Source organism: Kaistella sp. PBT33-4, from assembly GCF_029194425.1.
Lineage (GTDB): Bacteria > Bacteroidota > Bacteroidia > Flavobacteriales > Weeksellaceae > Marnyiella.
The window spans coordinates 554,403-575,001 of sequence record NZ_JARFYL010000002.1 but is presented as its reverse complement, the minus strand read 5'-3'; the positions used below and the strand labels follow the sequence as shown (position 1 = coordinate 575,001).

The following is a 20,599-nucleotide window of genomic DNA, read 5'->3' as shown; positions in this document are numbered from 1 at the left end:
TGGAATTTATTAAACCTATTTCCGTACAACTGTTACCACCTGAGCTTCCTGTTTGGTAATGTTATCAAATATCTGCGCAAATGCAGGATAATATTCTTTAGGGTATACAGAATCGTCGGTACTCACAGTAGTCTCTACAGTTAATTTGTTACCCGCCTGCGTAACCACATAAGAGTATTGGAGAGCGTTGTCATCTGTCCGGAATTTCTTTGATTTCGGCACATTCTGAAATTCATAGTTATCAGGGATTGTAATTGTGACCTTCTTTGTCCGGTCGTATGCTGAATAGAATTCCAGTGGGGCTTTCCGTGGCTCTTTCTGATCAAAATTATGATTTTGGGAATACAGGAAAAGCAGTGGGTTGAAAACAAGCTTACTGCCAATAGCATCTACAAAGTTATCTGATGTGAAGTCAAAGCTGGTTTCAAAATCATTATTGTCCTGAATACCATGCTTAAGATTGGAAATCGGAAATTTGTAACCGCTTTTATAAGAGTCGGCGAAAGCAGATGTATCGCTGCTATATCTGCTGTTCACCATCATGGCATAAAGCTTTGTATCGCGGTCTTTGAAATTCCCACCAAATGTTCCGTCTAAGTTCATCTTAGCATCTATTGAGAGAATGGTCTTGCTCCTGTCCGGATACAACAGGCTGATTTCCGTAGCTTCTTTAGGAGTCATGATAAATCCCGAATAATTTAATGCCTGCGGTGCAATCATGTTAATCTCACTTTGTTTTTGAGTTGCATCCAATAGGTGTATCCTGTCATTTACAGAAATTGAGGCGACTACGTAGTTAAGTTGGGAAATAGATGGTGAGTAAGCCAGCAGCATTCCCAAATCAACGGTGGACAGCACCACAGGATCAGCTTTTAACCCTGCAGTTTGAAGCAATTGGGTAAGTAGCAGATTAATTTCTGCTGAGTTACCCACCTTGGTAGACAACAGGTTTTTAATTCCATTATCTGTAAACACCGAGTTTTCATTATTCCAGGTGTAGTTCTTCTGTACAAATTTAAGTATTGCGGCTGCCCTCTCCATTGGGGGAGTTATGGATGAAATATCCTGTGGCAGAACACCTTTAACCAGATTAAGTTTTTTCAGTTCCTGCCCGAATGCCTGATGATCGTAAAGGCGCTTTCTAATATCCAGCCATGAACCTGCAAAAGATCTCACGCTATTATCCGTCATGGCAGCATTGAGCTCAGCTTTTATTCCTGTTTTGTAATTTTGGTTGTTCAATACATATTTTTCATTGATATAGGGAGTTATATTTTCATAACCAAATCTATAGGTTTTGTAGGAATCGCCATACAGCCGCTTCTCTTCCACTGTCCGGTGCGTGGGCATTAGATTTCCCCTGTAATTAATATTGTAGGATAGTACGGTAGGATAGTCCAGAATAAACTCGCTGTAACGGACAGGAATTTCCTCCTCTATCATAATTTTCGGAGTTGAAACAAGGAATGGAGTCATTATTTGGTAGGAATACTCCACAACAGATCCATTCTTTACATTAGGAAATGCAAATTTGGTTACGTTATAATGCCGGTCTTCTTTAGATCTGTATTTTTCGTCTTTAGCCACCTTTGTGGCAACAATATTTCCATCTTCATAATTGTAAGTATGTGCCTTCAGGTCTGTAAGTGTTTCCACAGATCCCTTCTTATCATCATAAAGGACTATTTCATGATCCAGATAATCAACTGCTTTTTCTCTATTGTAAATCTTAACACGGCTCACCACCTTCTGAAACATATGTCCTTTGTTATCAATGTTGAAATGAGTAGAACGGTAGAGAACTTCAGCAGGTGCATCCGCATACTTTTCCGATTTTTGGCTTTTTAAGTCGGCCTCAGAGAGTTTGGGAATTTCCAGAAATCTATGTTGTGAATTTGCCAATCCTATGATCAGGATAGCTGAAAGGAATAAAATTTTCTTCATAATTTGATTAATAGTATTTTTGTACTGTCGCTGTTGGTCGTTTTCTTTCTGAACGCGATATAATCTGCAAACTTTTCTTTTGGATACTGGCCTTTATTTACCGTGATCACCCTGCTCACTATTAAATGTTCACCTTCAGGAGTGAAGGTCAGGGAGTAAGAACCGAATTCGGTGCTGAAGGATTTGGATTCCGGTATTTCTGAGAATTTATAACCGGCCGGCGCCTTGAATTTAATCTCGTAATCGTCCTGATACGGAAAAGAAGTCTCAAATGGCAATGTTCTTTCTTCGTTCGCAGAATAAACTACATCCTGATAGTAAGGCATAACCGGGAAAAACAGATCATCGCCCAGTTTTTTGGCAAATCCATTCGCATCAATATTTAAGTCATACATTACCTTGCCGGATTCGCGGTCATTTTTCAGGTTGTGAACCGCAAGTTTTACCGTGTTCAAAGTATAATGGCGGTTTTTCAGCGACTGCTCAATCTCATTGCTGCTCAGTCCGAAGAGTGTCAGGTTCGTGTCGTACTGACCTCCGGTAAACTCCAGAGAAGCTTTTGATGACATGTTTCCATTTGCCGACAACTGCACCTCAGACCGCAGGACTTCCCTGCTTTGCTCGGGGCGGTATTTCGGGGTTTCCACTATTTGGATCCCATCTTTGTTTACGGCTAGCACATTTCGGTGGTGCGAGGTGAAACTCAAATGATTGAAGGCATGTTTTTGCGAAGTATTCTCCAGCCAGATGTTACCGTTTTCGGTGGGCACCATAAGAATTGCGTGATTTCCTGAAAGTCGCGGGAAGTTCCTGTCAAAACTGATCTCGGAGCGGTCATCGTAAATCACTGAGAAGTAGGATGGGATACCTGCAGCCTCTAATAGAGTCCTCATATAGTTCGTAAGCGCTTTGCAGTCTCCATAGCCTTTCATGCTTACCTCCGCAGCGGGCATTGGCTGCCAACCACCAATTCCCATTGCAATCAGTACATACCTTGTCTTGTTCTGCATATACTGGTAAATGGTTTTCACCTTATCCGAGGTCGTTCCTTTCAGATTAAGTGCCGCAACTTCTGCGCGTATCTCCGGGGTTATCTCAGACATCGGATTTATAAGTTCGGAGTAATACCATTTTCCAAAGGTATTCCAGTCGCTCATATCGCCCTGCCGCCCGGCAAGTGTAAACTTTTGCGGCGAAAACTCAACATAAGAAACCAGGTTATTTAAACTGGGCGCCAATTCCTCATTTCGGATGGAGGGAATATTTACATAGCTGTATTGCCAGCGGTTTCCAGACCGCGATTCCGTAACTTTAGCCTGAGGCCTGTCCGTAACTTTAGTCCGGATATCAATACCTGAAGTATTTATCAGTGTGAATGACGCATTCTGCACAGCGACATTAAAACTGGATACAGGTCGGAATGAACTAAGGTAGACCGTATTGGAGGTATTAGTGGTGTAGGTTGTGCGAACTGTAAATGGATATTTAGGAAACACTGGACGTAAAATCATAATACGGTCGTCCACATAAAGGGCAGCACTGGGATTATGACTGAAATCGGAAAAATCTTTCTTACTGAAAGTTCTGCTTAATTTGCCTGCGGCATCGTACAGCTCTACTTTGACATCACTGATTTTTGTCGTCGGATTGTAAGGAATGTAAACATTCGCGAACTCATCTCCAGCGCTGCTTAGGACGGTGACTGCATGCTCTCTTTCAATGACTAGATCGGATACCGATTTGAGTGTATAAACTTCACTACTCTCACGTATAACCGCATTCGAATTTTTTAAAAGGGATTCCGGAATTGCTGCAACGCTGTAATTTTGCGCAAAGAAGAACACTGACCAAGCTACAAGGCAAAGGCCATAAAATTTTTTCATCATTATGTGTTTATGTAACTATTTCGCAGGCTCTGCGGTAAATACTCTTTGGCTCAGTTCCTGATCAAACAGATAGAGAGCTGAAGGATTTGTATGAACCATCTTGATCTTGGTTACAAGCTGAGAGGCGCTTGCTTCTTCCTCCACCTGTTCATTAATACACCACTGAAGAAAGGAAACAGTTGCAAAATCACCCTCATCATTGGCATTTTTTACAATGTTAAAAATACTTCTGGTTACTGTTTTTTCATGCTCTAAAGCCTTTTCAAATACCTCTATATGGCTCGTAAATTCGTGCGGTGGCTTGGGGATTTCTCCTACTACAATTTCGGCACCTACATCGTTCAGGTAATCAAACATCTTATCTGCATGCATGAGTTCCTCTTTGCTCTGTACACGGAAATAGTTGGCAATACCATCCAAGTCCTGGGCAAAAAACCAGGCTGACATTGAAAGATAATACTGAGCGGCATATTGTTCTTTGGAAATCTGCTCATTCAAAAGCTGAGCTATTTTATTGCTGATCATTTTATATTCTAAATTTTAGTTCAAATCCAAAAGTACTGAATTATTTATGATCTGGAAAATGAGGCACAAAAAAGGGCAGAAGCTATAATTAACCTCTGCCCTCCTCACATTAAAAATCAAAAACTATGAACTACTATGGTTTCTTCTGGAGATCCATTTTTTTATGCATCCCGTGTCTTTTCATTTTCATACCTTCAGCCGAACTGCGCATTTTTGCCTGCCTCTGAGCCATCATCTTCTGCCGGTTTTCCTGCCACTTCGCAAACTGCTCAGGAGTAAGGATGGACTTCATTTCAGCTTCCTTTTGCTGCTGCTTTAACTTCATGGCCTGCAAACGGTCTTTCTGCATTTCACGGTTCTTCTCCAACTGAGCTTTTCGCTCTTCCATCTGACGTTGCTGCATAACACGGATCTTATTCATTTGCTGTTCAGTCAGATTCAGGCTCTTTTGCATTTCCGCTAGATGTTGCTGCTGCTTTATCGCACGGGCTCTTTCCATTTCAGCCTTTTTCTGCTCCATCATGGCTTTGCGCTCAGGCATCGAAGGGGTTTGCTGCGCCACTGCATAAGTTCCTACACTTAATAAGGCTGCAATAATAAACTTTTTCATATTCGTTAGTTGTATTGTACTGTCTTTATGATTCCGAAAAATACTTCGGGTTAAATTAGACGTATTATAAATTTTTGTTAAGAACAGCTTTATTATCGCTAATTAAGAGGCTTAAATTTACCTTCCACCCCTAGCGGAATTGCTTCCACGGCTTCCAGTACCTGATCCTTCGGCTGACGCTGTACTTCTCTGGCCCACCGGACTGTTGCGTACCGACGGTGCGGAACTGCTGCGCATACCACCGCCGTTGGATATTGCAGGCTGACCTGCTGAAGGTGAAACTGTACGGGAAGGCAGTCTCTGACCCTGTACACTTTCATTTGCTGAGCTACGGGGCGAAGCAACATTTCTGACACCGGAGGAAGTCCCGGTCCTTCGTGGCGTTGCCTGCTGCTCTACCCTTTGACTACCACTTCTCAGTGCCGGGTTGTTCCGGATGGAAGGAGATACAGTAGCGGTACCGTCCCGACGGCCTGTGGGTTGGCGCACACCGGCGGCATTATGAGGATTGCGGGTTTCATTCCAGCCAAATTTATTACCATGTTTCTCGATAAAACGGTTGCGGTCTACCCGGTAAATATTAATATTTACATTTCTGTATCGTGGTGTTACTCGGTACCTCGGCACATAATATTCCTGTCTGTAGTTCTGGAAATAGGCAATAGGATGGTATCCGTTATAATAATTGTTCTGAAACACAATGAAGATCTTAGGCCCCAAAATCTGCTGAAGCGAATAAAACCTGTCAAAATACCATCTGTCCGGATTGTACCTGTAGTAAGAATTCCAGCTCGAGTATGAGGCATACATGTCATTAAGCATCATGATTTGCTGCACCTGCCAGGAAGAAAGCCTGTGCCTGCGGAAGAAATCATTCCAGTTAATCATCACAATGCTGTTACGGTAGTCATTATAATAACTTTGGTAATAATTTTCCGCGTAATAATCTCTTGGATAATCGTAATAATACTCGTCCGGAAAGTAATAACTGTCATTATAATATCCGTCATAATTGCCGTATCCAACATTTCCATAGCTGCTGCTCTGGTATTGTGCGAAAGACAATGTTCCTATAGCCATTGCCAATCCTAAAAGTAATTTTTTCATCTTATTTAAATATCTGATTGTTCTGTTAAAAGTGATTAAAAAAACATGCCGCTTTTAATTTCAAAATTCACTTCAACCCTTTACAGCAGGGCGTTTTCTCACTTTCAACTGATAGTTGGATAGGAAATAAAAAAGGAAGTTAAATCATTTGATAAAACTTCCTTCCGCAATAGGTCAACATACTGATAATCAACCACAATTAATTTCGGCCGGAATCCCTGATCCACGCTGAAATTTTTTTGTTAAATTTTTCTGCTTCCTTTAATTTACTGATATCGAGATGCATTCTGTAGTTCCAAAAGTGGGGAAATACTGACGGATCATTAATTCTTTCAGAATCCGGATCAGGATTTCTGAGCTCTTCATCGGTGGCCAAAAACTCCTGAATGGGAAAAACCGAAAGCATCGCCTCATTGTACAGATGCTGTTTCATTATTACTTCCGCCAGCTGCGGCATCAGGTCCGATGGTGCGGTTCCACGCTGGACAAGCTGTTCCCTAAAATATTTTTCTGTCACTGCACGGTCTTCCTGCCACCATTGCCGCATAGTGGAACTGTCGTGGGTACTTGTAGTAACTACATTGAGATAACCTGCATATTTAGGGTTGTAAAAAGCTGTATCTTCAGCGGGCATTCGCTGCACCTTTAGGGCAGTAATTCCGAGACGGTCCATCACCCTTGGAACACAGTCCGGAACCAGTCCCAGGTCCTCGCCGCAAATCAGCATTTCGGTAGAGTTCAGGATGAGTGGCAGTTTTTGCATTGCACTGTTATACCAGAGGCCTTCCTGGCGCCTGTAATAATAATCCAGATAGAGTTCGTAAACGGATGCCTTTTCACTTTCTGACAAAAACCTGTAGCTGGCGGTCTTATGCAGGTTAAATCTTGGATGATACACCGTTTCCCTGCCAATCTCCTCCATTAGGAAAAGCAGGTCTGCACTTATATTCAATAACTTATCCTGCAGCGAATTATTTTCGGAACTTTCAAAATACTTCTTCAGTTTCCGCTGACTGCTGAACTCTGGCTTGAAGTGGTAGGTGCCATCTTCCTTTTCATCAAAAAAATACAGTACCACCGCATCATATTCATCACCAAAAACCTCCTGCAGGATTTCACGGTTAATGAAGGGTTGACAGTAACGCGCTTCTGTGAAGGGAATCCCTCGTGTCTTAAATTCCATTATGGTAACCGGTACAGCAGGATGGAAATAGCCGAGTATACCCTGAACTGCAGACAATGGCATTCGCCAGATTCTGAAAAAGCCCAGGATGTGGTCTATACGCATCACATCAAAATATTTCTCAAGCGCGGCGAAGCGGTTTTTCCACCAGCGGAAACCGTCCGCCTGCATCACTTCCCAGTTATAAGTCGGAAAACCCCAGTTCTGACCCAAATCTGAAAACTGGTCAGGCGGTGCCCCTGCCTGATATTCCAGGCCGAACAGTTGCGGCTCCGTCCACGCTTCAACAGAATAGCGGTAAATTCCGATGGGAAGATCACCCTTCACTGAAATTCCGAGGCTATGCAGATAATCCACCGCTTCTATGAGTTGCCGGTGCAGTTCATACTGCACCCACTGATGAAGAAGAAAGACCTCATAATCTTTACTTTTTGAATTGAAACTCAGCCTAATTTTTCCCGCTACAAATTTCCGGTGTGTCTTCCACTTATTAAAATTGGGAGTATCATATTTATCGCGCAGAACACAGAATGCGGCATAGGGTATTAACCATGCCTCATTCTCTTTAATGAATTTTCTGAAATTCCGGTCCCCGGTAATATGCTCTCTATTTTCGTGGTATAACTCTGTCAGATACCGCCACTTAACCCGAAGTACCTGCTCATAATCAATCTTTTCTAAACTGTTCAGATGTCTGCGTTCATTTTCATACTGGACCTTTAATTCACCGGTCAACTTATATCCGAGTCTGTCTATAGAAAGATATTGCGGGTGCAGGGCATACACCGAAACAGCCGCATAAGGGTAACTGTCCGTCCAGGTGTGCGTAGCTGTGGTATCATTTATAGGCAGAACCTGGATCAGCGACAGGTTTACAAGGTTCGCCCAATCGCCAAATTCCATTAAATCCGCAAATTCACCAACTCCATAGCCCCGTTCACTGCGCAAAGAAAAGACCGGAACTGCTACACCGGCAGCATGGTACATCTGATGGTTTTTAAACCTAAAATAGTGATCAGCATGTACGTATAACACATTCACCTCCTCATTTCGTTCAGCTACACGGTTATTTCCGGACTCCAGTTCTACTGCTCCCGAACCTGCTTCCTGAATTCCATATTTGTAATGAACATCACCGGCGCTTTTCAGGGCTAATGCCAGTTCCCAAACACCAAGTGCTGTCTGACACATTGGAAGTGCTTTATCATAATCCCAGTTTCCCAGCTCATCTGCTTCGCCACAAATCACGACATGGTGGTATGTACTGTAAAGCGGGGCTTCCAAACGGAAGTAATGTGTGTGTTTCCTGAGAATGGTGACTTTCTCAAATTTTACTGATTGAAGCCTGAGCGTCAGTATTTTATTGGCGAGGTAGTTCTCCGGGAAATTCTTCTTATTCCAAAAATCAAATATACGGTACTCTTTTATAGTATGTGGAAATGAAAGTCTATGAGTCACCAGTTCCTGATCAGTAACAACGCCGTCATTTGTAAGCTGATAGCGGTAAGAAAGAGAACGGTTGAAATGATCAAGCTCAACAGACCAGTAACCATGCCCACAATAATGCATCGCGTGAACCTGATCCGGGTGGCCTTCTTCAATGATCCGGATCTGCAGATTGGTGCCAAATGCCGTATTGTAATGTATCCTAAAGGTTAGTTTCATCTCCTGTGTGATTTACAGACAGCAAGTTAGCAAACTGAAATTTAAGCGATGACATTCATTTTCACCGTCAGCAAAAGGTGAATAAAGGGACGGGAATATACAGAGTACAAATAATTTAAGCTGAGGTTGCACCTGGTGAACCTCAGCTTAAACACCGGAAAATCAAAAAAACTTACTCAATAAGCACTTTTACACTACGCAGTTTCTCACCTTTTTCAGTGCTGATGCTGACGATATAAACACCCTTCTTCAAATTGCCCACATTAATGAGGTGACTGCCTGAATTCTCTGACACCTTGATCCGCTGGCTAAGAACCCTGGTGCCTGCACTGTCGTATAAATCAACCAAAGCCATGGGTACGGAATTGTTGGAGATTCGGATATAAAGTTCACCGGCAGTAATTCTTGTTGGATATACTTCTATACCGGCAATTGCAGTTTCGGGTAAGTCGTTGCCACTCTGTCTAAGCAAATGCGCGCTCGCCAGATCATAAACAGGGTAAGTGGATTCCGATTTCACAGAAACTGCGCTAAGGTCATCAATATTAACCTTAAATAAGCCCTCAGATTTCGCACTGCCGACAATCACTCCACCATCGGCGCTCACAGCGGCCCCATTAAGTGAATAGCCTTCCGGCAAGCCTGTAATTTTCCCTACATATTCGGAGGTCAGCGACTTGACCGGGATTTTAAATACATTACCTGAGGCTGAAAATATATAAAGATTGCCCTGACCATCGGCCACCATATCACCGCCAAAGCCAATTTGTACAGTGCGCAGTGACTCTTCCGGGCGCGTGGAGGAATCCTGTATTGACCCCAGGTCTTTAACATTATATTTACCCGCCTCTTTTCGGATATTAATTAGTTGTGTACCGGCATTATTCATGGCGTAAACACTACCATCGGCACCGGTTGCCATCCGGGTAATATGGGAATTCAGATCACAGGCTGTCGCTTTAACAGCTGTATTTTCAACCAGGGTAATTTTCCCGGATTTCTCATTCAGCACATAAACATTGGAAGAGTACATGGGTGAGAAGAAGACCTCACCGGTCACCCGGTCATAGGCCAGCGCTGCCATGGCAGGTGCCTGAGCATGATGAAACGACTGCCGGCTTTCCCGGACTACCGAATTGGCATTTTGCGAAAACACGTTGATATCCGAATCTGAAGAAAGAAGCACTCTTCCCGGCGTCGCTGACTCCAGATTTAATGTCCGTAATTCTTTAAAATGAATCTGAGTTCCCGGGTTACCTGTTAATGCATAGATATCCTGCTGTGAGAAGGCTGTGGCCCCGCTGAACAGCACTGCGAGTGATAGTAAAGATTTTTTCATAGCAATATTATTTGGATTGAAGATAAATTCACATTAAAATTACTACTTTATATTACACAAACGCAAATTTTTGGTTCATTTAATGAACATTACGCAGCATTTAATAATACAATTCACCTTTTTATCAATTTTTATATGAACAAAAAACACCGCCGCCGGCGGTGTTTGGTCAAACAGGATGGCTGGTCAGAAATCAAACAAGAGAATAGGTCGTTCCCTCGCGGCCATCTTTAAGCTGAATCCCTTTTTCAAGAAGACGGTCACGGATCTGGTCTGAAAGCTCAAAATTACGGGCCTTTTTCGCCTGAGTTCTAAGGTCAATGAGTACCTGCAGCGTATCATCCAGTTTTGTATTTCCACCTTCCTCCACTGTCTGAAGTCCCAGAACATCAAAAACAAATTCATGCAAAGTGATTCGTAATTCCTCCAGATGAGCAGCCGTCAAGGTTTCTTTACCTTCTTTCAGTTTAAATATGAAGTTTACTGCTTCAAACAGATGAGCGATAAGTATGGGCGAATTAAAATCGTCCGCCAGGGCTTCCTGACATTTTTCTTTCCAAAGTGCAAAGTCAAACGTTGAAACCTCAGCGGTTGCATGAAAGTTATCAATGATGGATACCGCTTCCATAAGGCGGTTGTAGCCCTTCTCGCTGGCAATCATGGCTTCATTGGAGATATCCAGCACACTGCGGTAATGCGCCTGCATAAAATTGAAACGCACTATTGCCGGATGGAACGCTTTTTCAAAGAAATCATTATCCCCGTTTACCAATTGCATAGGCAGGATATAGTTACCTGTCGATTTACTCATTCTTTGTGCATTCATGGTAAGCATATTGGCGTGCAGCCAGTAGTTTACCGGCGAAACACCATTGCATGCTTTCCCCTGTGCAATTTCACATTCATGATGCGGAAACTTCAGGTCCATACCACCTCCGTGAATATCGAACTGATCGCCCAGATATTTGGTGGACATTGCAGTACACTCCAGGTGCCAACCCGGGAAGCCGGCACCCCAGGGCGAATTCCACCGCATAATATGAGCGGGTGAGGCTGCTTTCCAAAGTGCAAAATCCTGCGGGTTTTTCTTTTCATTCTGCCCATCCAGATCCCGTGTATTGGCGAACAGTTCCTCAATGTTGCGCCTGGAAAGTTCACCGTAGTTTAAGCCCCGGCTGTTATATTCCTGCACATCAAAATACACTGAACCGTTACTTACGTATGCAAAGCCCTTCGCCACCAAATCCTGTGTAAGTTCAATCTGTTCCAGAATATGTCCCGTGGCTGTTGGTTCTATGGTAGGTGGCAATAGATTGAAAGTATCCAGGACTTTATGAAAATCAACGGTATATTTCTGGACAATTTCCATGGGTTCCAGTTTTTCCAGTCGCGACTGCTTCACAAAGCGGTCATTGTTCACATCGCCATCATCAGTCAAGTGACCAGCATCGGTAATGTTTCGGACATAACGTACCTTAAACCCAAAATAAATAAGCGTACGGTAAATAAAATCGAAGGACATAAATGTACGTACGTTACCCAGGTGAACATTGCTGTAAACGGTAGGTCCGCAAACGTACATACCCACATTACCCTCATGGATAGGTTTGAAAACCTCCTTTGTCCCACTGATTGAATTATAGACTTTAAGTTCTCTCATTACATTTATGGTGTCTGTTTGCAGTATAATTAATTAGTCGAATTTGGCATGTGTTCCAACATAATGAAGGAATTCCTGCCGTGTAATGGGGTTGGTACGGAAAATCCCGCTCAGTTCGGCGGTTATTGTAGAACTTGCTGTGTCCTTTATACCGCGGCAGTTTACGCAAAGATGCTTTGCATCAATTATACAGGCTACATCCTTGGTACCCAGTCCTTCCTTGAGGGCCGACACAATCTGCATCGTCAGACGCTCCTGCACCTGCGGACGCTTAGCATAATAGTCCACTATCCTGTTTATTTTTGAAAGGCCAATTACCTCGCCGTTAGAGATATACGCCACGTGCGCTTTACCGATGATGGGCAAGAAATGGTGCTCACAAAAAGAATACACGGTAATATCTTTCTCCACCAACATCTGCCGGTATTTATACTTATTAGAGAACGTGGAAATTGCTGGTCTGTTTTCCGGCAAAAGACCGCCAAATATTTCGTTGACATACATTTTTGCCACCCGGCGCGGGGAATCTTTCAGCGAATCATCAGTCATATCCATTCCCAAAGTTTCCATAATCTGGTGAAAATGGTGTTTGATAATCTCTATCTTTTCTTCCGGAGATTTTTCAAAAGCATCATCCCGCAGAGGTGTGTGCTCGCGTCCCGAGAAAATATCATCATCATTATCACTAAAATCGTTCATAGTGCAGTTATATGGGGCAAAATTAAGGATTTAAATTTTCTTACTATTTTAAAATCAGTTCAAAAAATATTACATTCGCTTTATCTAAAAAGATTTTATGCTGAAAGCTGTACCCGTAATGGGCGCAAAGGAGAGAAAGGAGTTTCTGGATTTCCCCGCACATCTTTACAAAAATGATTCGCAGTACATCCGGCCTTTGGATAAGGATGTGGAAGAAGTTTTTGATCCTGCTAAAAATAAACTGTTCGGCAGCGGCGAATGTGCCCGCTTCCTGTTCCAGGACAGCAGCAATACAACGGTTGGGCGTGTAGCTGTTTTTGTGAATCCGAAATACAATAACGAACAGCCTACAGGCGGCATAGGTTTCTTCGACTGCACCGACAGTCAGGAAACTGCTGATTTTATCTTTGACCACTGTAAACAGTGGTTACTGCAGCGCGGAATGAAAGCCATGGACGGCTCCATTAATTTTGGCGAGAGAGACAAGTTCTGGGGCGTGCTTACTGAGGGATTCACCGAGCCTCTGTATGGTATGAACTATAATGCACCTTACTACAGCAGACTTTTTGAAAATTATGGATTTAAGGTGTATTATAATCAACTTTGCTACACAAGACCTGTACATGCCGAAGTCTCCCGGGTATTCCGGGTAATGCACAGTAAGCACGCCCGAAATCCGGCAATCTCCGCCGAACCCCTAAAAAAAAATAAACTCCAAAAATTTGCGGCAGATTTCACTGAGGTATATAACAGGGCCTGGGCCAGCCATGGCGACGGGAAAGTGTTGGAGTATAAAAAAACCCTCAAGATGTTTATGAGCATGAGACCGGTCATTAATGAGCACATTTCCTGGTTCGTGTATGAAAATGAAAAACCCATCGCTGTCTGGATGAATATTCCGGATATGAATCAATGGTTTAAATACCTCAACGGAAAATTTGGTATTCTGCAGAAACTGAAATTTCTGTGGATTAAACGGTTCAGAAAAAATAAAAAAATGGTAGGCATCGTTTTTGGAGTAGTGCCGGAATGGCAGAGGACCGGCATAGACGGCTATATGATCTGGGAAGGCACACAGCACCTGCGGAAACATACCGACTTTGAAACAACGGAACTCCAGTGGATTGGCGACTTTAATCCAAAGATGATAAAAATAGCAGAAGCCCTGGATACAGTTGTAACCAGAAAGCTGGCAACGTACCGATACCTGTTTGATCCGGACGCAGAATTTAAAAGACATCCTGAGCTTTAGATTTTGTGGGCACCGCAAATAAGCGATTAACCTGCATGGGTCTGTAAACCAATAAACTCCCTGTAAAATATTGATCTTCATTAAGTAAATTGCTGACAAATGAATGCTGAAAAGGAGAGACTGAAAAACCCGGAATGGAAAAAATGGGGACCTTACCTAAGTAACAGACAATGGGGTACTGTTCGCGAAGATTACAGTAAAGACGGCAATGCCTGGGGGTATACCAATTATACAGACGCTGTTAGCCGTGCTTACCGTTGGAGCGAAGACGGTATTGCAGGAATTTGCGATCATAAACAGAGGCTCTGTTTTGCTTTTTCTTTCTGGAATACCCGGGATTCATTAATCAAAGAGCGCTTTTTTGGCCTAAGTAACCCTCAGGGCAACCATGGTGAGGATGTAAAGGAAGTGTATTTCCATCTGGATAATACGCCCACGCATTCTTATATGAAAATGCTCTATAAGTATCCGGTCAATGCCTTCCCCTATGAACAGCTCATTTCTGAAAACGCGCGCAGAAGTAAGAAAGAACCGGAATTTGAACTGACTGAAACCGGAATCTTTCAGCACGATGCTTATTTCGACCTGTTTATAGAATATGCAAAATCTGCTCATAATGACATTCTGATCCGACTCACTGCTGTAAACAGAAGCCGGCAAAAACAGCCGCTTATCATACTCCCAACAGTATGGTACCGCAATAACTGGTCCTGGGGTTACGGTACATATAAGCCCGCAATTAAGGCTGGCGCCGAGGGAATTTTAGAAATTGAGCACGACAGTTTAAGTATTAAAAAGCTGTACGCACGTGATACTTCCGCAGTTACCCTCTTCTGCGACAATGAAACCAATTTCAATAAAATTTCCGGAACAGCTGCGGAGGCAAAGTACTACAAGGACGGTATCAATGACTTTCTGGTTCACAACAGGGCAGATGCAGTAAATCCTGACAGGACTGGGACCAAAGCCTGCTTTTTAGTGAAGACGGAGTTGGAAGCCGGTGAAAGCCGAACCTTTGATTTCAGGCTCAGTCCGGAAGAGCTCGATAATCCGTTTTATGATTTTGATGAAATGATTCTTCAGCGTAAGACGGAAGCTGATGCATTTTACGATATCCTTCAGTGCGAAATTCCGGATGAGGATGAAAAAAATATACAGCGGCAGGCCTTTGCAGGTCTGTTATGGAATAAACAGTTCTACCATTATAATGTTTCCAAATGGCTGAAAGGCGATCCCAAGCTTGATGCAAACCGCGATTTTAATAACCACGTCAGGAACCGCGAATGGGAACACATGCAGAATAAGGATATTATTTCCATGCCGGACAAATGGGAGTATCCCTGGTTTGCGACCTGGGACCTGGCATTTCACTGTGTTCCGTTTGCGCTAATAGACCCCCAATTCGCCAAAGACCAGCTCCGGCTGCTTACAAAGGAATGGTATATCCATCCCAACGGTCAGTTACCGGCCTATGAATGGGATTTCAGCGATGTCAATCCACCAGTTCACGCGTGGTCCACATTTCGGGTCTATAAAATTGACGAAAAGATTAATGGCCGGCCGGATGTACCTTTTCTGGAAAGTGTTTTTCAGAAATTACTGCTCAATTTTACGTGGTGGGTAAACCGCAAGGACAAAAACGGCAACAATGTATTTGGTGGCGGTTTCCTGGGCCTCGACAATATAGGTGCGTTCGACAGGAATATGGTTTTTAAGAACGGCGATCATCTGGAGCAGGCCGATGGCACGAGTTGGATGGCTATGTTTGCCCTGAATATGATGCGCATTTCCATGGAACTCGCACTTCATAATCCGGTATACGAGGATATGGCCATTAAATTTTTTGAGCATTATCTCTACATCGCAGAAGCCATGGAGAATATTGGAGATGCCAAAGGAGGTCTGTGGAACGAAGAGGACGGATTTTTTTATGATGTACTTCAGCTTAATGACGGAGATTCCATTTCACTGCAGCTGCGAAGTATCGTTGGACTCATTCCAATGTTTGCAGTTGAAATTGTGGAGCATGAAACACTGGAGAAACTGCCCAATTTTACCAAAAGGATGGACTGGATCCTTAAAAACAAACCTCAGCTGGCCAACCTGGTCTCACATTGGGAAGTGGAGGGTCAGGGGCGGAAACACCTCATGAGTATCCTGCGCAAGACCAGGCTTACAAGAATTCTTAACAGGATGGTGGATGAAGGGGAATTTCTTTCGGATTACGGAATCCGCTCCATGTCTAAAGTTTATGAAGATCAGCCCTTCCGGTTTACAGTAGACGGTCAGGATTTTACTGTACGTTATACACCGGCAGAAAGCGACAGCCGAATGTTTGGCGGCAACAGTAACTGGCGGGGACCCATCTGGTTTCCTATTAATTTCCTGATTGTGGAGAGCCTGCAGAGATTCTATTATTATTACGGCGAAAGCCTGCAAATTGAATATCCCTCCAGAAGCGGTGAAATGCGTAACCTGGATTTTGTAACAACGGACCTGAGCCGCAGACTCTGCTCCATCTTCAAACGCGACGGGAATGGCGAGCGGCCTTTTAACGGCGGCGACAAACTCCTGAACCATAATGAACACTTCCGGGATTATCTGCTCTTCCATGAATATTTCAACGGAGACACCGGAAAAGGAATCGGCGCCTCACACCAAACAGGCTGGACAGCTACTGTGGCCAAACTGCTTCAGCCGGGCCGTACGCCCAAGGGAAAATTTTCCTGATCAATAACTGCCCTATGCCATATGTCCATTTACCTTAACCTCAAATGAAACAGTTACGTTAGGCTCCAGGGTTTTAGTGACCGAACAGTACTTTTGAAAGGAAAGTTCGGCGGCCTTTAAGGCTTTTGCGGGATCTACAGCACCTTCAATATTAAAAGTCAATTTTATATGGCTGAAAGGTTTGGCTTCATCAACCTGTATACGCTCGCCTTCTACCTCAGCGTTGAAACTGGTTATTTCCTGCCGCTGCTTTTTCAGGATGCTTATGATATCTATTCCGCTGCATGCAGCTGCAGCAATAAGCAGGCTTTCCATTGGCGACACCCCTTTCGCATTCGGCTGCGATGTATTATCCATCAGTATCTTATTGCCTGCTTCATTTGTGCATTCAAATAAATAATCGTCGTTGATTCGGTTTAAACGTACTTTCATTAATTTATGTTTTGTTAAAGGAGACCTCTCGCTTTTACTTCAAGGTATTTATTGATGACTTCAATATTCAGATTTTCAGGCAGTGTGTATATAGAGTGAATACCATATTTCCTGAGCTCCTGAATGATAAGCTTCTTCTCGAATTCAAGTTTTTCTGCAATAATCTGGTCGTAGACCTCTTTCATATTCTCCGGATTAGCCTGAATGAGGTCGTGGAGTTCAGAATTCCGGAAAAACACCACCACAAGCAGATGGTTTTTGGCAATCCCGCGAAGGTACTTCATTTGTCGGGTAACCGCATCCAAGGTTTCAAAATTAGTGAAAAGGAGGATCAGGCTTCTCTGTCCCACGGTAAACCTGACGTCCTGATAAAGCCTGCTGAAATCACTTTCAAAGAAATCGGTCTGGATGTGGTAGAGCGCTTCAGAGATTTTCCGAAGCTGCCCGGACCTGTTATCAGCTGCCACTTTGTTTTCGGTTTGTTTGCTGAAAGTCATGAGGCCCGCGCGGTCACTCTTTTTCAGAATAATATGACTCAGCGCCATAACGGCATTAACGGAATAATCCAGTAAACTGAGACCGCGGAAGGGCATCTGCATTGTCCTCCCCTTGTCTATGATAAGAAAGATACGCTGGGACTTTTCATCCTGAAACTGGTTAACCATAAGCTGATTCCTCTTCGCTGTAGCTTTCCAGTTAATGGTACGGATGTCATCGCCTGAAACATAATCTTTAATTTGCTCAAATTCCATGGTATGACCCAGTTTCCGGATCTTTTTAAGGCCACCCATCATGAATTCGTTCTGAAGGGCCATCAGCTCATATTTCCGCAAATGTATGAAAGAAGGATAACAGGGCAGAGATTCGCCCTCCTGGAATATGAACCGGCGGGAAATAAATAATAATTGGGATCTTACAAATACATTTAACTTACCGAAATGATAGGTACCTCTTGCTTTGGGCACCAGCGGATACTGAAAGACCACATCTTCACCTGACTTCATTTGCCTGCTGAGCAGGAAATCCCTCTTCTGGAACTGAAAAGGAATCTCGTCTATGATCCGGACGCTAATTGGAATGGGATAATTATTTTTAACACTCACAAGGATTTCATTCTGATCCCCATTAGAAAGTTTTTCAGGAAGAGTTCGGCGTGCCAGGAGCGCACTCTTTTTACCAAAGAGCAGGAAAATATCCACAGCCAGTAGGATTAAACATAAAATCAGCAGGATATGGGCAAACCATAAAAGCACCGAAAAGAAGAATGCCAACACATATAATGACCCCACAGCAAGGAGCGCCATGTAAAAACGGGAATTGATATAAAGATTCTTCATTGTTCCGGAGGGGATTTAAAATATTGATGCCTGTTTACTGAATTATCTTGGGATTTCAATACTCTCCAGAATCTGCCTTACAATCTCATCTGAAGTGAGGCCTTCCATCTCGCGCTCCGGAGTAACCATCACGCGGTGACGGAGCACAGCGTAGCTGGCTTCTTTAATATCTTCCGGAGTTACGAAATCGCGGCCTCGGATAGCGGCAAAGGATTTTGAGGCCGCGAGCAATGCCAATCCAGCCCTGGGCGAGGCACCAAGGTATAGAAACGGATTCTCCCGGGTATTTACAATGATGCCGGCAATATATTCCAGCAGGTGCGTTTCCACAACAATATTACGTACAAGTCCCTGAAATTCTTTTAATTCGGATGCACTCACTACCGGTTGCACGGCATCTGTTTTATCGGCCAGCCTGTTGGAATGTTCATTTGTAATGATGGAAATTTCCTGCTGCAAATCCGGATAGCCCACATTCACTTTGAAAAGGAAACGGTCCAGCTGCGCTTCAGGCAGGCGGTAAGTACCTTCATGCTCGATCGGATTCTGGGTGGCGATTACCAGAAAAGGCTGTTCCATCTCATAACGCGTCCCGTCCATTGTAATCTGTCTCTCTTCCATTACCTCAAAGAGTGCCGACTGAGTTTTGGCCGGAGATCTGTTAATCTCGTCAATAAGGATGAAGTTTGAGAATACCGGACCCGCTCTGAATTCAAATTCCGTAGTCTTCGCATTGAACACAGATCCGCCTAAAATATCAGAAGGCATAAGATCCGGCGTAAACTGGATACGGCTGAAACCTACGTCAATTGTTCTGGCCAGCAGCTTCGCAGTGATGGTTTTGGCTACTCCAGGTACTCCCTCTATAAGCACATGCCCGTTAGCCAGGAGTGCCGCAATCAGGTGTTCAATCATGCTTTCCTGGCCAATAATTACCTTCCCGATCTCACTCTTCACCAGGCTCACGCTTCTTTGTAAATGCTGAAGGTCTATGCGTGGCCGGAAGTCTCCGGAGGCATCCGGACGGAAGTTCATATCTGTATCGTGCATTTTATATCAATTTATGTTTAAAAATTATTTCAAAATTTTATCAAGTAATGTATTCATGATCATCAAATCTTCCTTTGTGACCTGGGCGTAAGGATCCTGGGCTTTGCCAATCAGCACCAGCGCTTTCTCCACATCGTTGATGTCGGTGCCTGTTTTCAGTGAGAGTTTCGCAGCGAAATCCTCATCCGGAATCCGGGTGTCCAACAGCAGTTCCGTACGCACCCTGTGCAGGAAATACTGTGCTTTTTTAGCCATCATATCATGAAAATCGCCTTCCTGAAGATACAGATTCCCGATACTTCTTACAAACTCAACAGATTTGTTGGGAAGAGGCTGGATTATGGGGATGATTCGCTGCCGGCGCTTCACATTGAACACTACGAATATAAGCAGTGCGGCCAGGAAGAGCCACCACGCATACCTGAGTGGCGGTTGCGAAAGGATGAAACGCAGTGGCGAAGATGAGGATTCGGAAGTGGCATCTGTAAACCAGATGGTTCGCCTGTCCGGGAGATAAGAAAAAACATTCTCAACATAAACTTCGGATCCGGGTTTGATCAGATAATAATTGGTGAGAATCAAAGGTTCGGAATGAAGATAAAAGTTACCACGGCCCCATTTCACTTTAATGAAGTTCGATGAAGGCATCATTTCATCAGATCCAACAAATCCCAACACTTCGCTATCTTCATTTGGGTTGTCAAACACCATATTCGATGGCCGTTTGTCCAAAATAAGTGAATCGCTTTTAAACTTCCTGTCGGTAAGTTTAAGTTTATCCAGCTGCTCTACATATTCACGGGTCCTGAATTTTAGCGTATCTGCCAGAATCTGCGGAAATACTGTGCTTACAATCATGGCATCGGAACCCTTAGACACCTGCTCCAGGATTTTCTTTGCTGATTCCTGGTCAATTTCTTTCTCAATAATGAGAATATTATGTGCATCGCGGGTACTGTCTGCATAAAACTGATAGGGCGACCGCGAGGTTCGTTCCAACCTGTTACTGAAAACAGCATCGGCTTCCTTATTGAAAACAAACAGTCCAAAAGGCGATTTCATATTTACATCAAAATGCCTCCGCCAGTCTGTAATCTGCCTTTTGTTCAGCTGCAGCAATGCCAACAGCACCAGGGTGATGATGAAGATAATTCCGTAAAGTTTAAAAGTTTTATTCATA

Annotated in this window: 15 protein-coding genes; 2 read left to right on the top strand and 13 right to left on the bottom strand. The window is 43.6% G+C overall.

The genetic code is table 11. The features are described 5' to 3' along the window. Window positions 1-15: 15 nt before the first annotated feature. The 9 genes from P0M11_RS05690 to folE form a co-directional block, all read right to left on the bottom strand. On the bottom strand, window positions 16-1,944 hold the full coding sequence (locus tag P0M11_RS05690) for a DUF3857 domain-containing protein (protein ID WP_275624806.1): 1,929 nt from the start codon (window positions 1,942-1,944) through the stop codon (window positions 16-18). After that, window positions 1,941-3,830: a DUF3857 domain-containing protein gene (locus tag P0M11_RS05685; protein ID WP_275624805.1), complete on the bottom strand. Its 1,890-nt coding sequence runs from the start codon at window positions 3,828-3,830 to the stop codon at window positions 1,941-1,943. The genes P0M11_RS05690 and P0M11_RS05685 overlap by 4 nt, the downstream gene beginning before the upstream one ends. Before the next feature lie 15 nt (window positions 3,831-3,845). Next, a complete protein-coding gene (locus P0M11_RS05680) occupies window positions 3,846-4,355 on the bottom strand; it encodes a ferritin (protein ID WP_275624804.1) in 510 nt (169 codons plus the stop codon). 133 nt (window positions 4,356-4,488) lie between these two features. Then, window positions 4,489-4,965 carry a hypothetical protein gene (locus P0M11_RS05675; RefSeq protein ID WP_275624803.1) on the bottom strand — a complete coding sequence of 159 codons (477 nt, stop codon included), beginning with the start codon at window positions 4,963-4,965 and terminating at the stop codon, window positions 4,489-4,491. Between the two features lie 117 nt (window positions 4,966-5,082). Continuing rightward, on the bottom strand, window positions 5,083-6,072 hold the full coding sequence (locus tag P0M11_RS05670) for a hypothetical protein (RefSeq protein WP_275624802.1): 990 nt from the start codon (window positions 6,070-6,072) through the stop codon (window positions 5,083-5,085). Window positions 6,073-6,271: 199 nt separating this feature from the next. After that, the gene (locus P0M11_RS05665) at window positions 6,272-8,920 is read right to left on the bottom strand and encodes a 4-alpha-glucanotransferase (protein WP_275624801.1); all 2,649 of its coding nucleotides are present in this window, start codon (window positions 8,918-8,920) and stop codon (window positions 6,272-6,274) included. Between the two features lie 172 nt (window positions 8,921-9,092). Continuing rightward, window positions 9,093-10,259 carry a T9SS type A sorting domain-containing protein gene (locus P0M11_RS05660; RefSeq protein ID WP_275624800.1) on the bottom strand — a complete coding sequence of 389 codons (1,167 nt, stop codon included), beginning with the start codon at window positions 10,257-10,259 and terminating at the stop codon, window positions 9,093-9,095. A 193-nt stretch (window positions 10,260-10,452) separates the two neighbouring features. Next, a complete protein-coding gene (cysS, locus tag P0M11_RS05655) occupies window positions 10,453-11,919 on the bottom strand; it encodes a cysteine--tRNA ligase (RefSeq protein WP_275624799.1) in 1,467 nt (488 codons plus the stop codon). Window positions 11,920-11,952: 33 nt separating this feature from the next. After that, the gene (folE, locus tag P0M11_RS05650) at window positions 11,953-12,618 is read right to left on the bottom strand and encodes a GTP cyclohydrolase I FolE (RefSeq protein ID WP_275624798.1); all 666 of its coding nucleotides are present in this window, start codon (window positions 12,616-12,618) and stop codon (window positions 11,953-11,955) included. 97 nt (window positions 12,619-12,715) lie between these two features. On the opposite strand from folE, the gene P0M11_RS05645 reads away from it, so the two are divergent. Together P0M11_RS05645 and P0M11_RS05640 are read left to right on the top strand one after the other, a co-directional pair. Next, window positions 12,716-13,870, top strand: a complete 1,155-nt coding sequence (locus P0M11_RS05645; protein WP_275624797.1) for a hypothetical protein — start codon at window positions 12,716-12,718, stop codon at window positions 13,868-13,870. 99 nt (window positions 13,871-13,969) lie between these two features. Then, window positions 13,970-16,600 (top strand): glucosidase, encoded by a 2,631-nt coding sequence (locus P0M11_RS05640; protein ID WP_275624796.1) that lies wholly within the window; start codon window positions 13,970-13,972, stop codon window positions 16,598-16,600. 12 nt (window positions 16,601-16,612) lie between these two features. On the opposite strand, the gene P0M11_RS05635 is transcribed toward P0M11_RS05640, so the two are convergent. Genes P0M11_RS05635 through P0M11_RS05620 form a run of 4 tightly spaced genes read right to left on the bottom strand, consistent with a single transcriptional unit; the run spans window position 16,613 to window position 20,598 of the window. Beyond that, on the bottom strand, window positions 16,613-17,032 hold the full coding sequence (locus tag P0M11_RS05635; protein WP_275624795.1) for an OsmC family protein: 420 nt from the start codon (window positions 17,030-17,032) through the stop codon (window positions 16,613-16,615). A 14-nt stretch (window positions 17,033-17,046) separates the two neighbouring features. After that, the gene (locus P0M11_RS05630) at window positions 17,047-18,369 is read right to left on the bottom strand and encodes a DUF58 domain-containing protein (protein WP_275624794.1); all 1,323 of its coding nucleotides are present in this window, start codon (window positions 18,367-18,369) and stop codon (window positions 17,047-17,049) included. Window positions 18,370-18,411: 42 nt separating this feature from the next. After that, window positions 18,412-19,419: a MoxR family ATPase gene (locus P0M11_RS05625; protein ID WP_275624793.1), complete on the bottom strand. Its 1,008-nt coding sequence runs from the start codon at window positions 19,417-19,419 to the stop codon at window positions 18,412-18,414. A 24-nt stretch (window positions 19,420-19,443) separates the two neighbouring features. Then, window positions 19,444-20,598, bottom strand: coding sequence for a hypothetical protein (locus tag P0M11_RS05620; RefSeq protein ID WP_275624792.1), 1,155 nt, complete (start codon window positions 20,596-20,598; stop codon window positions 19,444-19,446). Window position 20,599: the final 1 nt, after the last annotated feature.

Excerpts from the sequence above, each read along its gene's own strand:
- cysS (WP_275624799.1), bottom strand. The coding sequence starts at position 11,919 with ATGAGAGAACTTAAAGTCTATAATTCAATCAGTGGGACAAAGGAGGTT.
- P0M11_RS05640 (WP_275624796.1), top strand. The coding sequence starts at position 13,970 with ATGAATGCTGAAAAGGAGAGACTGAAAAACCCGGAATGGAAAAAATGG.
- P0M11_RS05635 (WP_275624795.1), bottom strand. The coding sequence starts at position 17,032 with ATGAAAGTACGTTTAAACCGAATCAACGACGATTATTTATTTGAATGC.
- P0M11_RS05685 (WP_275624805.1), bottom strand. The coding sequence starts at position 3,830 with ATGATGAAAAAATTTTATGGCCTTTGCCTTGTAGCTTGGTCAGTGTTC.
- P0M11_RS05630 (WP_275624794.1), bottom strand. The coding sequence starts at position 18,369 with ATGAAGAATCTTTATATCAATTCCCGTTTTTACATGGCGCTCCTTGCT.
- P0M11_RS05675 (WP_275624803.1), bottom strand. The coding sequence starts at position 4,965 with ATGAAAAAGTTTATTATTGCAGCCTTATTAAGTGTAGGAACTTATGCA.
- P0M11_RS05670 (WP_275624802.1), bottom strand. The coding sequence starts at position 6,072 with ATGAAAAAATTACTTTTAGGATTGGCAATGGCTATAGGAACATTGTCT.
- P0M11_RS05665 (WP_275624801.1), bottom strand. The coding sequence starts at position 8,920 with ATGAAACTAACCTTTAGGATACATTACAATACGGCATTTGGCACCAAT.
- folE (WP_275624798.1), bottom strand. The coding sequence starts at position 12,618 with ATGAACGATTTTAGTGATAATGATGATGATATTTTCTCGGGACGCGAG.
- P0M11_RS05660 (WP_275624800.1), bottom strand. The coding sequence starts at position 10,259 with ATGAAAAAATCTTTACTATCACTCGCAGTGCTGTTCAGCGGGGCCACA.
- P0M11_RS05680 (WP_275624804.1), bottom strand. The coding sequence starts at position 4,355 with ATGATCAGCAATAAAATAGCTCAGCTTTTGAATGAGCAGATTTCCAAA.
- P0M11_RS05645 (WP_275624797.1), top strand. The coding sequence starts at position 12,716 with ATGCTGAAAGCTGTACCCGTAATGGGCGCAAAGGAGAGAAAGGAGTTT.
- P0M11_RS05625 (WP_275624793.1), bottom strand. The coding sequence starts at position 19,419 with ATGCACGATACAGATATGAACTTCCGTCCGGATGCCTCCGGAGACTTC.
- P0M11_RS05620 (WP_275624792.1), bottom strand. The coding sequence starts at position 20,598 with ATGAATAAAACTTTTAAACTTTACGGAATTATCTTCATCATCACCCTG.
- P0M11_RS05690 (WP_275624806.1), bottom strand. The coding sequence starts at position 1,944 with ATGAAGAAAATTTTATTCCTTTCAGCTATCCTGATCATAGGATTGGCA.